This window comes from Citrobacter sp. RHBSTW-00671 (assembly GCF_014103415.1).
In the GTDB taxonomy this organism is placed as follows: Bacteria; Pseudomonadota; Gammaproteobacteria; order Enterobacterales; family Enterobacteriaceae; genus Citrobacter.
Window position 1 is genome coordinate 256,362 of record NZ_JABXPR010000002.1, and the last position, 13,150, is coordinate 269,511.

The 13,150-nt window shown below is 48.9% G+C and carries 25 protein-coding genes; all 25 read left to right on the forward strand.

From position 1 onward, the window contains the following. Positions 1 to 89: 89 nt before the first annotated feature. The 25 genes from HV261_RS24550 to HV261_RS24670 all read left to right on the forward strand — a co-directional run bounded on the left by HV261_RS24550 (position 90) and on the right by HV261_RS24670 (position 13,120). The gene (locus HV261_RS24550; protein ID WP_007372266.1) at positions 90 to 425 is read left to right on the forward strand and encodes a hypothetical protein; all 336 of its coding nucleotides are present in this window, start codon (positions 90 to 92) and stop codon (positions 423 to 425) included. Positions 426 to 572: 147 nt separating this feature from the next. Further along, entirely contained in the window at positions 573 to 1,166 is a 594-nt protein-coding gene (locus HV261_RS24555; RefSeq protein WP_007372267.1) for a hypothetical protein, read from the forward strand. A gap of 92 nt (positions 1,167 to 1,258) precedes the next feature. Next, positions 1,259 to 1,525, forward strand: a complete 267-nt coding sequence (locus HV261_RS24560) for a hypothetical protein (RefSeq protein WP_007372268.1) — start codon at positions 1,259 to 1,261, stop codon at positions 1,523 to 1,525. Positions 1,526 to 1,633: 108 nt separating this feature from the next. Next, positions 1,634 to 2,092, forward strand: coding sequence for a hypothetical protein (locus HV261_RS24565; protein WP_007372269.1), 459 nt, complete (start codon positions 1,634 to 1,636; stop codon positions 2,090 to 2,092). A gap of 35 nt (positions 2,093 to 2,127) precedes the next feature. After that, the gene (locus tag HV261_RS24570; RefSeq protein ID WP_007372270.1) at positions 2,128 to 2,604 is read left to right on the forward strand and encodes a hypothetical protein; all 477 of its coding nucleotides are present in this window, start codon (positions 2,128 to 2,130) and stop codon (positions 2,602 to 2,604) included. A gap of 74 nt (positions 2,605 to 2,678) precedes the next feature. Next, positions 2,679 to 2,954: a hypothetical protein gene (locus HV261_RS24575; RefSeq protein WP_007372271.1), complete on the forward strand. Its 276-nt coding sequence runs from the start codon at positions 2,679 to 2,681 to the stop codon at positions 2,952 to 2,954. 114 nt (positions 2,955 to 3,068) lie between these two features. Next, on the forward strand, positions 3,069 to 3,341 hold the full coding sequence (locus HV261_RS24580; RefSeq protein WP_007372272.1) for a hypothetical protein: 273 nt from the start codon (positions 3,069 to 3,071) through the stop codon (positions 3,339 to 3,341). A gap of 154 nt (positions 3,342 to 3,495) precedes the next feature. After that, positions 3,496 to 3,801 carry a hypothetical protein gene (locus HV261_RS24585; protein WP_016241563.1) on the forward strand — a complete coding sequence of 102 codons (306 nt, stop codon included), beginning with the start codon at positions 3,496 to 3,498 and terminating at the stop codon, positions 3,799 to 3,801. 12 nt (positions 3,802 to 3,813) lie between these two features. Next, positions 3,814 to 4,107, forward strand: coding sequence for a hypothetical protein (locus HV261_RS24590; protein ID WP_007372274.1), 294 nt, complete (start codon positions 3,814 to 3,816; stop codon positions 4,105 to 4,107). A 94-nt stretch (positions 4,108 to 4,201) separates the two neighbouring features. Continuing rightward, positions 4,202 to 6,274, forward strand: a complete 2,073-nt coding sequence (gene dinG / locus HV261_RS24595) for an ATP-dependent DNA helicase DinG (protein ID WP_016241562.1) — start codon at positions 4,202 to 4,204, stop codon at positions 6,272 to 6,274. A 20-nt stretch (positions 6,275 to 6,294) separates the two neighbouring features. Then, entirely contained in the window at positions 6,295 to 6,615 is a 321-nt protein-coding gene (locus HV261_RS24600) for a hypothetical protein (protein WP_016241561.1), read from the forward strand. Between the two features lie 87 nt (positions 6,616 to 6,702). Beyond that, a complete protein-coding gene (locus HV261_RS24605; protein ID WP_024196082.1) occupies positions 6,703 to 7,125 on the forward strand; it encodes a hypothetical protein in 423 nt (140 codons plus the stop codon). An 81-nt stretch (positions 7,126 to 7,206) separates the two neighbouring features. Further along, on the forward strand, positions 7,207 to 7,371 hold the full coding sequence (locus HV261_RS24610) for a hypothetical protein (RefSeq protein ID WP_007372277.1): 165 nt from the start codon (positions 7,207 to 7,209) through the stop codon (positions 7,369 to 7,371). A 26-nt stretch (positions 7,372 to 7,397) separates the two neighbouring features. Next, positions 7,398 to 7,793, forward strand: coding sequence for a hypothetical protein (locus tag HV261_RS24615; protein WP_024196081.1), 396 nt, complete (start codon positions 7,398 to 7,400; stop codon positions 7,791 to 7,793). A 181-nt stretch (positions 7,794 to 7,974) separates the two neighbouring features. Then, on the forward strand, positions 7,975 to 8,166 hold the full coding sequence (locus tag HV261_RS24620; RefSeq protein WP_016241560.1) for a hypothetical protein: 192 nt from the start codon (positions 7,975 to 7,977) through the stop codon (positions 8,164 to 8,166). Positions 8,167 to 8,296: 130 nt separating this feature from the next. Next, positions 8,297 to 8,992: a hypothetical protein gene (locus HV261_RS24625; protein WP_007372278.1), complete on the forward strand. Its 696-nt coding sequence runs from the start codon at positions 8,297 to 8,299 to the stop codon at positions 8,990 to 8,992. A gap of 22 nt (positions 8,993 to 9,014) precedes the next feature. Next, positions 9,015 to 9,212, forward strand: coding sequence for a Lar family restriction alleviation protein (locus HV261_RS24630; protein WP_032155220.1), 198 nt, complete (start codon positions 9,015 to 9,017; stop codon positions 9,210 to 9,212). 52 nt (positions 9,213 to 9,264) lie between these two features. Beyond that, the gene (locus HV261_RS24635) at positions 9,265 to 9,723 is read left to right on the forward strand and encodes a hypothetical protein (protein WP_008786599.1); all 459 of its coding nucleotides are present in this window, start codon (positions 9,265 to 9,267) and stop codon (positions 9,721 to 9,723) included. A 147-nt stretch (positions 9,724 to 9,870) separates the two neighbouring features. Further along, a complete protein-coding gene (locus tag HV261_RS24640) occupies positions 9,871 to 10,011 on the forward strand; it encodes a hypothetical protein (protein WP_007372281.1) in 141 nt (46 codons plus the stop codon). A gap of 15 nt (positions 10,012 to 10,026) precedes the next feature. Then, positions 10,027 to 10,659, forward strand: a complete 633-nt coding sequence (locus HV261_RS24645; protein WP_007372282.1) for a hypothetical protein — start codon at positions 10,027 to 10,029, stop codon at positions 10,657 to 10,659. A gap of 457 nt (positions 10,660 to 11,116) precedes the next feature. Beyond that, on the forward strand, positions 11,117 to 11,791 hold the full coding sequence (locus HV261_RS24650) for a hypothetical protein (protein WP_008786597.1): 675 nt from the start codon (positions 11,117 to 11,119) through the stop codon (positions 11,789 to 11,791). After that, a complete protein-coding gene (locus HV261_RS24655) occupies positions 11,788 to 12,252 on the forward strand; it encodes a hypothetical protein (protein ID WP_008786596.1) in 465 nt (154 codons plus the stop codon). Before HV261_RS24650 ends, HV261_RS24655 begins: the two co-directional genes overlap by 4 nt. 138 nt (positions 12,253 to 12,390) lie before the next feature. Beyond that, the gene (locus HV261_RS24660) at positions 12,391 to 12,630 is read left to right on the forward strand and encodes a type II toxin-antitoxin system CcdA family antitoxin (protein WP_007372285.1); all 240 of its coding nucleotides are present in this window, start codon (positions 12,391 to 12,393) and stop codon (positions 12,628 to 12,630) included. A gap of 2 nt (positions 12,631 to 12,632) precedes the next feature. Then, complete coding sequence (locus HV261_RS24665; protein ID WP_007372286.1) at positions 12,633 to 12,941, forward strand: CcdB family protein; 309 nt, start codon at positions 12,633 to 12,635, stop codon at positions 12,939 to 12,941. Positions 12,942 to 12,961: 20 nt separating this feature from the next. Beyond that, on the forward strand, positions 12,962 to 13,120 hold the full coding sequence (locus tag HV261_RS24670) for a hypothetical protein (protein ID WP_016241558.1): 159 nt from the start codon (positions 12,962 to 12,964) through the stop codon (positions 13,118 to 13,120). The last annotated feature ends 30 nt before the right edge of the window (positions 13,121 to 13,150 follow it).

Consider the following 13,150-nt stretch of genomic DNA (forward strand, 5'->3'; position numbering starts at 1 on the left):
ATAGAAAATAACTTTTCACTTCTGACCCTTTTTCAGTTGAAGTCTTATGATTTGATATTCCGCTAATACACACACATTAAGGAATGAAAATGAGCAACGATATTCATAACAAAATTGCTGATGCTTTAGCTTCTGTTGGTTTAAAACTTTCCGATGGATATACCCGGGCCGCACTCTTACTGAAGATGAAAGGTTCAGTTAGTCTCAATTTTGCTGTTGATGGCAAACCTGTCACTGTCACTCTCCATATGACTGAATCGGGTGATGTTACTGCTACCACTGATTATGACGATTCAACCGCTACTGCCGCAGCAGCAGCCGCAGCCACTACAACGCCAACACAAGAGTCGGTGGAAAAACCAGCAGAAGAGTCGGTGGAAGAGCCAGAAAAAAGTAATACACGAAAAGGCCCAAGGCCTAAGTAATAACTGCGCTGGAACTACATGTTGGCATAATTATAAATATCAAAACTGGCGGGGTTAAATCCCCGCTTTTTTATGCCCGATTTCCTTCGTCACCTGAATACCCCGTGAGACTATAAGTAAACAAAACGAACAACACGGGGCAACGCCATGACCACCAGCAAAGAGAAAAATGTATTCTACGTTCACTACTATGAATCCGACTCCAGTGGTGGCGAACTGCCACTGATGCGCATTGAAGCGGAGAACGAAGATGAAGCCAACCTGATCTGTCTTCGCAACCTCGCGGATGTTTATGACGTTGATCATGACGACATCAGTCTTGAAGACGGCTTCGAAGTGAACGGCAATAGCGTTTATCTGCAAGGTATCTACCCGGCGACCTCAGAGCAGGCACTGGTAGTTGATGCGGTATTTAATATGACTTCTGTAGAACCAGTCGCTGAGGCTGTGACCGGCACGGCGGAATCCGCCTGCGGTATCAGCCTGGTCTCTGATAAGGTCTGGCTGGAAAGCTGGTTCGACCTCGAAGACAAATTTGCTGATCAGATGGCCCACGTCGCTGAAGATGACAAGTCTGATACACGCTTCTTGCTCTACCGTGACCAGGTCATCGATGTGCGTGAATGCGAGACATCTTCTGTCCCAGGCTGGGATCTCCAGTTCGGCTTGAGCGGCGGTACGCAGATGCTATTCATTCGCCTTTCTGATGATGGCGATCACGTTGCACTGGGTCTCGAATAACTGCTGCCTGCGCCCGGGCTTGTTTGCCCGGGTTGCTCCCCTCCCCTGAATCAAACCGAGTATCATGACATCATTCTGAGGAGTACCAGACGATGAGCGAAGTAAAGCACTTCAGCATCACGAAAACCGTTGATTTTTACATCAATGAAGCATCCCCGGAAATTATTGCGGGCCGCAGGATCTATCTGGAAACCGTATTGATTCCTCGCCTTCGTACCGGCCTTGCCGTGCTCAATAAGATGGGCCTGACCGAGCGTGAAGATATGGAGCTGCGCGATGTGTACCAGCGTGGCGTGGAATTTTTTGACAAATTGTTCGATGGCCCTGTCCCGCAGGCCAATACCACCACCAGCCACTAATCCGCAAATTTTGTCCTTTTTTTACCCGGCTCTGACTTCGTCACCCGGGTAACCAGTGATTTAATAAGTAAACAAAACGAACATACCAATAATCACTGGGGATGCACCATGTTTAAAAGTCTGTCTGAATTGATGACCAGCGTTGGCAAGACTGATGCGCATAAAGTCTCGATAGTCCAGGTTAAAACCGGTGTCACCTCGTGGGGCCGCAAAAACCAGTCATCCCGGCCTACGGCTGAATACCAGATCTGGATGGATACTCCTGACAACGACAGTCGTATCGTCCTGAAGCTGAATTTCGTGCTGAGTTCCCGCCGTAACCAGCCTGAGAAGAATGCGCCCCTGAATATTGAAATCAGCCAGTACGCTAACTGGGATACGGTGAAACGCGCCTGGGCGGAATGCGCTCCTGAACGCTATATGCGGCTGGAGAATGAAACGACAGATGAGTTTATGTCCACCAGCGGGGTCTGGGAAGAAGCATCCGTCATCACCAATGACATGCAGCCGGATTACCGCTACTTCTATCCAGGCACGTCCTATTACGTGGCAAACGACAGCTACTGAAGCCAGAAAACACACCATATAACCGAGGATCTACCATGACCGACGCTATCCAGACTGCCCCTGAAAGCTTCAGCCTTTCTTCCCTGACCGACCTGTATCGCACAGTGCAGGCAACCGAGTCCCACGCTCTTTCAATGATGCGTGTCCAGAGGGGGATCACCTCCTGGGGGAGCCGTCGTATAACTGACCGCCGAACTGAGGGGTTCACCGTCTTTCTGGATGCGCCGGATAACGCCAGCCGTATTACTGTTAAAACGGAGTTCGTGCTGAATGCAGCAAAGACCGGCCCTGATACGTCTAATGATCTGGTGGTGGAAGCGCGTGAACATTCAGGCTGGGATGAGAGCCGGAATTGTTTCACTGTTACCCGCGAGATCGGCGAACTGCGGGTTAATGCTGGTGGTGAAAATCATGCTGCTACACTTCGTCAGCTGTGGAAGCTGCTTCACGCGCAGGCAAAAGCCTACCAGTCCAGAAATACTGCCGGTAACGCCACCTGGCTTATGTTCTGATAAGCCCCGGGCATGGTAATGTGCGTCACGACATTACGCCGTGGCGCACTACGTTCGTTTAGAAGGAAATGAAGATGAAAATAAGCCAGCTGGAAGTCGGGATGAGTGTCTGGTCGGTTAGCCGGGTAAATATGGGCAACACCACACTTAAAACAGTTGTCGTCCACCCGGTCGTGATTGTCGAAGTCCATGATAACCACGTCATAGCCACCTGGAATGGTAACGCCCCGCGTCGTTTCGGTGAGTCCGTCGTTAAGGGCTGGAAGAAAGAAAAGCCGTTGCTGATCCGTGAAGGTTTCGGGCAAATGCGCCTGGCTACCAGGGAAGAGAAAGCGCTGGCTGGTAAGTAACCCCCTTCGTGACCTGTATGACCCGTGGTGTAATGGCTCCGACAACCTGGCAGTTTTCGCAACGCAACACTCTGCCGCAAATCACCCTCCACGGGGCCAGACAGGGAATACACGATGACCGATGCCATTCTCTCTGAAGAGCTGTACTTCAAATACCTCAACACCTACGAACGCGAAAGCAGGTTTCGCATTGACTCTTTTCGCTTTGATGGCGAGCCTCAGTGGACAACCAAATTCGGTCAAGCTCGCATCCGCCCTTCTCAGGTACGTGTACTGCTCTGCCGCTGCGGGGCAAACAACTGGAAAGACGATGGCAGGTTCGCCAATGAGTACTGCTGCGACAGCTGCGGACAGTTCGTGGAGGTGCTACAGCATAACGACCGTTGATTCGCGTCCCGGGGCCGGAGCTGATGGCTCACTGATAAACCATTTCAGACCGACATATTCATTCTGATAATACCCGACGTATCGCCTTCGTCACCTGCCGGGCCCGTGTTGTACTGGTATCAGTACAACATAAAACGAGATCACGGGGCGCATCATGCAGACACTGACCGACGTATTCAGCGATAAGGCGAATAAAGCCTTTCATTCGATTTTCGCCGATTTCCTGCCCACCAGCGCGGATGGGGTAATCACCTTTACGGTTCGCGGCTATGGCGGAAAAACTGCCTGCATGACCGTCCCCTCTGGAACCCCGGTTTTCGTCTTTGGCACTGAAGAGCTCGCCGACTTCCATCGCTCCGCCGTGGCGGGTGAATTCTACATCGTTGATCACGGTGGTTTCCGCACCCTGAATCAACAGGTAGAACGTGGCCGCGTCCCAGTCATCTACGACATCCTCTGAAGGGATCCGATTATGGCAATCGACACAGTTTACCGCCTGCGGCTCGATTTCGACGTGTATAACGGCGATGTCATCGACACCAAAGAGCAGGAAGACAAAGACCAGATCTCCATTGCGAAAATCACCCAATTTATCTTCGATGCCTCCGTTCGGCTCAAGCTTGATGCCTGCGAAACCAGCGATGGCGGGCCAGCACATGGGCCTTACTGTGTTCTTGAGCACTGCAACCGAGCTGTACTGGAACAGGCCGAAACTGAAATTAAACGCTATGTGAGACGCTTTAAAGGCCATTCACTGGAAGACTGATGAACCCGGTACATCCACCAGCATGAGGATGTACCTGACTTCGATAGCCGCTGCCGGGCTGTGCCTCCTGAGCAGCAGAGGACAAGGTACGGATATGCCAGACAATAAACCCCGGATGACTGCCGCTGAAATGACTGAGCGAGCCTATCACTTCTTCCTGGACGCAAAGGGTCTGTCCCCTCGTGCCGGGCAGGTAGACATGATGGCGTTTTGCAGCGCAGTCGTTAACGCTACCCCCGCTGAGGAGCAGTATCGCGTCGGGGTTATTGAGGCCGGTACGGGGACAGGGAAAACACTCGGGTATTGTCTGCCGCTGATCCCCCTGGCGATGGAAAAGCATAAGACGCTGATCATCTCCACGGCAACCGTTGCGCTTCAGGAACAAATCATCTCCAAGGATCTGCCAGAAATACAGGCGAGAGCGGGCCTGAGCTTCTCCTATGCGATGGCGAAGGGCCGTAGCCGTTACTTCTGCCAGATGCGCTGTGACGTTCATATGGAAAGCGAGATGAATGCCTATGGCTACATCCGCGATGATGTGGAGGATATCAGCAAGGCCTTTGCTGGTGGTCACTGGACAGGAGAGCGTGATTCCTATCCTGATGAGATCAATGAGGCGGTATGGGGTCGGGTCAATGCTATTGGCAGTCAGTGCCCTAAAAAGCGTTGCCCACATTATCACCGTTGTCCGTTCTTCCTCGCCCGCGCCCTGCTGGAGTCGGTGGATGTGGTTATCGCCAACCATGACATCGTATTGTCTGACCTGTCACTGGGAGGCGGTATTATCCTTCCCCCGCAGGAAGAGTCCATTTATGTGTTCGACGAAGGTCACCACGTTCCGCAGAAAGCAATTAACCACTTTGCGACCTCCGCCTCTCTCGATGCCAGCAGGCATTTCATGAGCGAAATCTTCGACATGGTAATGACCATGCCAGAGTCCTACGGCGGGACTATGGAAAAGCACGTGCAGCAGCTGGTGGAGCTTGCGGGCCATGCCGGTGATGAGCTCGGTGAGCTGCGGGGGACACTTTTACGCTCCCTGAACTGGCGAAACGATCACGAAATGCCAAATGGCACGGAATCGGACATCTATCGCTTCCCGGAAGGTTTCGTTCCTGAAGATATTGCGGCCCTGTTTAAGCCTGGGTTAAAGACAGTAAACGAGATGCAGAATATCGTTGTGAAAATGACGGCGATTGTAGATGAGGCCGGGCGGGATATCAGCGAGGAAGAACTGGCCCTTCAAAAGATGGCTGTCGGCGAGCTGGCAAATCGCCTGGCGGGTATGCATCAGGCTCTGGCCTCATACTGCGGGAATAAAACCGTCTCTGGTATGCCTATGGCCCGGTGGATTAACGTCCGTCGTACTAAACGCAGCACCGAAGTGGTGATTAATTGCAGTCCGGTCTATGCGGGCGAACACCTGAAATCCGAGCTCTGGTCGAAGGCTTATGCCACCATTGTGACCTCGGCAACAATCCGCTCCCTTAGCAAGTTTGACGCATTCCTGGAGCAGGCCGGTCTTCCAGTCGATACACCTACCCTGCTGGCCCGCAGCCCGTTTGATTACCAGAACAACGGCGTGTTGTTCATCCCCCGTATGCGCTCGGTTCCGACCAATCATGAAGAACATACGGCGGAGATCATCGAACTCCTTCCCAAACTGGTGCTTCGGCTTCAGGGTTGCCTCGTGCTGTTCGCCTCCCGCAGGCAGATGGAAGAAGTCAGCAAGGCGATGCCTCAACACATTTCACCGCTTCTGCTGATACAGGGGGCACTTCCAAAACGGGAAATACTGCTGCGCCATAAGCTCAGAATCGACCGTGGTGAGCCGAGCATTATCTTTGGTATGGCTTCTTTCAGTGAAGGGGTGGATCTGCCTGGCGTGTACTGCAACAACGTCATCATTGCCAAGCTGCCTTTTAGCGTTCCGACCGACCCGGTGGGCCAGACCCTGACGGAGTGGCTGGAGAAAAACGGGCGTGATGCTTTCCGGGAAATCTCGATACCGGAGGCCTGCCTCAAACTGACCCAGTCCGTTGGTCGGCTTATCCGCACAGAGAGCGATACCGGCGCGGTGACTATCCTGGATAAACGCCTGAAGACAAAAGCCTACGGGAAAGACATCCTCGCATCCCTGCCCCCTTTCAGGCGCGAAATTCGTTAATCAACAGTCGAGAGGTTGCTATGCATAAAATTGAATGCCCACGCTGTCTGGGTGGTAAGGGTGAGATCCGAGCGTTCCGGCACGTTCAAGGCGGTGTGTGTTTTCGCTGCAAGGGCCGGGGGTATGTCGAGGTGAAAACCATCCCGAAGCCTTCTATCCGGTTTGTTGCTATGCAGAAATGGGCAAATCCAGAGGACGTTAACTACAACAATGGGGATTTTATCAGGACGTTCTATTTCAAGGCCCGAAGTCAGGCTGAAGCAACAAAGAAGCTTCAGAAAAAACTCGGCGCGTCAGGTCGTGAGTTTTATGCCACTCCTGCGGATGATGTCCAGCAATAAATGGGGGCGTTTTGTAGTGGTTTATTCACTCTGAAATCTATCACTCTGGTTATGATTGGTTTCGAAACAAATGACAGGTGGTAACACATGAAAAACCAGGCTAAAACACAACATTCTGTTTTTAAGTTCATTCGAGCTGCGATTCCGGTAACAGTTCTATCGGCTATACAGTACGCTGTCATTTCTACATTGCTGGTGGTTGGAAAAATTGACCTTCAATGGTCGGAACTCGCTACATCACTTCCGTTATGTATTATTGCAATATTCTCAACAGCATTTGTATTTTACGACCCAAATGAATATGAGTACTTTCTTTCAGTGCTGGGAATGCTTACCGTTTGGGTTTTAGTGTTTATTGCATCAATACTCCTACTTGTAATCGCGCGAGGTTTTTCCTTCATCACAAGCAATTATGTAACATATGCTGAATTGGCTTCCTATTCCATACAGATAGGAATGATGATTGTATTTTACTTCAAGAGGGATAGTCTTAATCAACAGACCCTATAGATACAGTATTTCGCGATTAATATTATCATTGAACATTAACGCACAAAATTTACCCCCACGTCATACAAGGTTACCGATGCAATGAAAAATAAAATTATCGATGCAAAACTTGCATTTTTTAAAGTAGAGGGAACTCCAAGTACTGGTCACGTTGTGGTTATCGGGAAACCATCATCTGGGAAAAGTTTCTGCCTTACTGATGAAATAACGCGTTTGTTAAAAGCAGGTAAAAACCACGAAAATTAATTTGAATATTGCAAGCGGGGTTTGCTATGACATCAATTATTACCACTTTATATGAAAAACTTTCATTTCGTGTGCTCGCAGTTCCGCTGATTATTTTCAGCATTGAATTTTTGATATGGGCAGTGCTTATTCGAGAAAATGTTATATCCGGGGACTGGCCTTTGTATAGAACTTGTTTGTTCGCTTGTTTTTCCTCGCTGATTATAACTGGATTCACATTCCAGAATCCTGAAGGCAGTGATTTCCTAAAGGCAGCAGCAGGTCTCCTTGGATGTCTGGCCTTGGGGGGATTGATAATTATTATTTATTATATTGGCACTCTCGAATTTCCGATTATCACTGCCAAGATGGTTTGGATTTTCATGATGGCAAGCTTTACGTCTCAGCTTTTCACTTGCCTGATGAAATCGATGACTGATTAATTTGAAGTTCAGCAAAAACAATTGCAGAGCAAAGTTATTTATTCACTCATTTTGCGATCTAAGTATGCTTACGCTGAAGTAACCGAAAAGTACCTTTCTTGAAAAGTTTTTTCGGGATTTTAGGAGAAATGGATAATGGCATTCTCACTTACTTTCCATCAATACATTCTGGAGTAATAACATGTTTACTTTAGTTCTCGTGATTGGGCTTTATTCAAGTGGTCTTAATCCAAGTGGTGTCACCTCTCAGAAAATACCTGACTACAAAACCTATGATGAATGCCAGAGTGCCGCGCCTAAAGCAAAGCGTGGGGAAACTATCACCATCTTAAGTTATTGCATTCCCCAGCCTGCGGATAAGACAAAGGCGTAAAGGCTTCGCTATATGTGAATTATCGAAGGGGTGTCCATTTCATACCCGATTACTTCGTCAATTGTCGACCGGTGGGATAATAGGATTAAAACAGTTTTTAGCTTCACGATATTATGGAGAAACCGCCGTCATGCACCCATTCGATTCGGTCAGAGTAAAACTGAGTTTTGCCGGAAAGCCACCAGCGGCTTTACTGCAAAGCGCCCTATTTCTTGAAAATCAGCGTCCCGAATCCTCCAGTTGGAGCGACCCGGGCACGGCGGGTAATACACTGCTTCGCGACATCCTCCGGTCACAACCGGTTGAACTGAGCACTCTACAAGGCGTGGTTAATCTGACTACTGGCAACCTCGGTAAAGCCGAATGTAGTGAGTTGCTTGCACTGATGGGCCTTCGTAGCTTCGGTGAAGAAGCTGCTGAGTTAATGGTTCGCAATGCGTCAATGGTTTTTGCGAGTGGACAGGCTAATGCAAAGAACCTGATTCGCATGGAAGTCACTAAATCACACCTTACTTCTGATAAGCAGGTCATTGTCAGTACTGAAACCCTTGAGCGGCGTATGTACGTCATGAACAGCAACGGTATCTGCTTCGTCGTTGAGCCTGAGATCTGCCTTGATGCCGAGAAACTGCCGGGCGCGGATTTCTTTATCACTGAAGACGAAATGGATGCTGCGGGCGTGAGCCGCTGGGGTGAAAACGGCAGTCAGCACTGGCGATGCATGGTTACCTGGTTCAATGGCAGTAGCACCATCATGAACGAAATGGGACACATGTACGAGCTCGGTGATGAACCTGAAATTCGGCTCAATAGCTTCGGTGGATAAAGCCCACCAGCGAGGAAATACGATGAGACACGATAACGTCAAGCCCTGCCCTTTCTGCGGTTGTTCATCTATCCGGGTTCGGGAGATTTCGAATAATTTTCGCGCCTGCTGCAATTCCTGTGAGGCCACGGTGGCGTTTCAGGACTCCGAACAAGCCGCTGTGACGCGCTGGAATACCCGCGCTGAAGAGAAACAATCTGGCGGACTCCAGTCAGCATAAATTAAGCCCCGGGCTGCTCTGGGCCTGAATACCGATAAGAGGAAACACCGACATGAAATTTTACATCAGCGACGTTTTATGGAAATCCGGGCAGGCATTCATTTTCTCGTTTGTCACTGCTCCGGCAGTTGCGTTACTGCTCATTCTGTTCTGCACAGTTCTTACCAGTTCACCATCCAAGGTCTTCCTCGATCAGGCCCGTAGTCTGGTTGGAAATGCCACCAGCACCTCGGTCATGGTTTGCCCTGAAGAGAAAGCAGTGTTTGCCGCGTTCCGCTCCTCAGAATGCCAGCGACACGTGGTGAATGCCGATGATGCCATTAAACAATGGGACTCGCTGTTGCTCAAAGGCTACCTGATAGTGGCGGGTATCGCTCTTATCTGCTGGATGGTAAGCGAGGCAGTTAACTACCGCAGAAAGCCGTGGCGCTATGGGATCCGTCCCTCTGATATGACATTTAGCTATACAAAACTCGTGCCGAAAGAATCCGATGATGACGCGGATAAATAACCACTCATTTAGCACGGCAGACAGCCGGTCAATGCCAGCAGCACAGGGGGCAGTATGGGTAGACCTACAGGCAATATCGTCAGACTCACAAAATCAACAGGCCGCAGCAGCGACTTTTTCGGGCCATGTGAGTTGTGTGGAAAACATATGTCAGAAGCATTCCGTACCCGAAAAGCGCGTGAGTGGCAGCGTGAAAATGGCGAACTCTATTACGGCCATGATTCCGCCGTCATGTATGCACATGAAAAATGCATTCTGAATCTGGAAAGCAAATTTACCTCAAATTAACGACTGGTGAGATTTATGAAAATACCTCTGGGTAAGACGTTCCCAATTTTTTTTATCTTATTGGTGGTGGTGCTGGGGGGCGCTATCGCCGAGAAACTGCTATGGGAGGGACACCTCTATCCCGATTTTCTTATCAGTGATGCCTATGTGGCGAAAGATACTCAATTGCAGGCCAGTAACGACACAACACTGTTGAAGCAGTGCTACGCTCAGCACTTAACTGGATGTGAAAAGTATTATAGAAGCTTCAGCCAACTGGAGGTCAGGGGTAACGATCTCAAGTCGCTGTGTAAAGTCCTGACAAATAACACTGATCTGGACGTCTTTCAGAGTGATGCTCAATTGCTGGTTCGTTGCTCACGATGGAATGTTTTCCGTGTAATTCCATTTAAACCTACAGATAACGCAACTGATAAATTTAAGCCAATGGTCGATATGGTTGGGAGCTGGATGGCCTACAACCGGCTCTCAAAAGAGCTACTTCATGAAGATCCGGTCGATATCTTTTTTGTTGGACTGGATGAGGGAAAAAAGCAACTATCCCTGAAATATTGCTTTACCGGGGTTGATCAAATTCCTCCTCAAGTAGCTTTCCAGCGATGTGACACCGAGTCGGATACGACTAAAACCCAGAGTGACAAATCATGATGACATTTCTCGCTAATTTGCATCGCCATACTACGGCCTGCCGCAGCTTCGCATTCTTCACTCTGGTCTCCGGCCCGGCGATTGCTTTATTTATCACGTTCATCTGCATGAACTATTCAGGTTCACCTTCAGCGCATCTGGTTAGTGCAGCCAGGGCTGTCATTGATGGTGCTCCGGTCGGCAAACTAATGGTATGTACCGAAGAGCCACAATCCACGACTCCCCCGACACTTATCGAATCTCCCTGCGTTCGCGAGGCGGTCGATGAATCAATAGTAACCGCGAAGTGGGATTCAAACTTCCGAATGGTTTACGCAATGCTTGCTCTGCTTTCTTCTGTTATCTGGTGTCTAGTGAGCGCCACACGAGCGAACATATTCAAGGACGCTAAACCCCCTACTCGATAAGCCTGTCAATTCTCAAATAAAATGATGAAAAGTTGTGAAATTAAGGAGTGATGATGAACATAAATTACAGTATTAATAACAGTGTGCTCATGATGATGAGTGAGTTTATGATTACAGCTTTTGTAATCGTAATACTTTTTGTGATTGTATTAGTATATAACAAAGCGTTTAAGTCTGAATTAAGCATAAAAATATTTTGTTTTAGTCAGTTAACAGCCATTTTCATTTCCGTATTAGAAATAACAACAAAAAGAACAAATGCTGGAAGTATCAGTATTACATGGAGTGACGGCATCCATCAGTTTTATACTCACGTTTTTCTGGGGTTTGCTTTTTCTTTCTTACTTTTTTTGCTTGGTCTTTATGACTACAAAATGAAAGGCAACAAAGATGGTTTAAAGGATTGCAAAAAACATGTTTTACCGTGTTTCATAGGGAGTTGGTTCGTATTAATAATATTCTTTTTCTCCGCTTCGCCTTTGCGCTATGAGGAGAATTTGATTACGGATGCTCGCGTCGTAGCTTCGGATCCCAATCGAACCACAATTATCTATGCTGATGGGTTCTACTGGCTATTTGATATGGATAGAAATGAATTTGATAAGTCTATATCCAGAGAGATAGTCAGAGGCAACTACAAGATGTTATGTACTTCAGATACACCAGCTACCTGCTGGGCGGGCAGAAAATTCCCCAAAAACACATCACTGGATAAAGTTTTATGAAAGATTGTAACGCTGAGAAATATAGCTATTCATGTCTTTTCGCAGCGGTATTTAGACCAGGTGAAATGCCTGTCATTTCCGCGTTCCGGGCGCGGTATTGGGCTCTAATCATTCGATGGGCATTGCGTTTCGGTTACACCGTTTGCCTGATTGGCAGCACTGGAACCGGAAAAAGTTACCTCATCGAAAGAACGCTACCAGGACGGATCATTGATGCCCGACTGTTACTGGTAAAGAATGATTGGCATGGCCCTGTGCCATTCAGTTTGCGCGGTGCAAAGCCCGGCCCAGTTGGCATTGATGAGTCGTCCAGCTTTTCAGAGGAAACGCTGCGTCAGAACGCGGAGAACCTGAAAGAAAGAGGGGTAGTGTATACAGCACAAAGCATTGATAAAGCAGCTAAAGTTGCAGCCAACCTGCCAAACAGGCGTGTGTTGCTTATCATGATTGGAAAAACGTAGCCTCTGCGGTCTAGGCCATCTGACCTGCTGAACTGACGCAGTAGACTCTCTCGGAGGCAAACAAATTTGCTGGTGGGATAAAATGGGCGCATACTTAAAGCACGTGTAATCGACACGTGCTTTTTTATTGGAGGACACATGCAGGCTACAGCTGCTCGCCAGAAAAAAACCGTCAGTGTCACCCTTGAGCCAATGCTCGTACAGCAGGCAAAAGACGCTGGGATTAACTTGTCCGCCACGCTGGCAGAAGCGCTTCAGAGCAAACTGAAGGCCAGTGCAGCGGAAGAATGGAAACGACAGAATCGTGCTGGTATTCAGGAGTTGAACCGCATCACTGAAGAGCATGGGTTACTGTCTGACGAATACAGGACGTTCTGATAATGCAATATACCGTTTACCGCAATCCCGGCAACAGCCAGGCATACCCTTACCTGCTGGATATACAGAGCGACATCATTGGCGAGTTAAATACCCGCCTGGTGATCCCCCTTCATCGGCTTAAAAAAGGAGCCTCGGCCCCGGTTGCGCGATTAACTCCGGTCATACAGGTGGAAGGGAATGACGTTATCCTGATGACGCATGAAATGGCTTCAGTCCGCGTGAAGCAGCTCGGTCAGGCGGTCATGGACGCATCTCCGTTCCGGCACACTATCAAAAGTGCGGTGGACTTCCTGCTGGATGGTTTCTGACAGAGATAATGAGCGAGAAAATGATGAAGCAAAATGAACTGCTGGAAGTGGCAAAAGCCATGCGCGATTATATTGATGCCCTCCCTACCGATGTCGTTGCAGCATTACCGGTGATGCCGGGATTTGATCGAGACTGGGCCGACGAAGTCATTTACGAAGCCGAATCCGCCAGCAAATAACCCCCCGTCTGCGCCCGTTTCATCTGAATT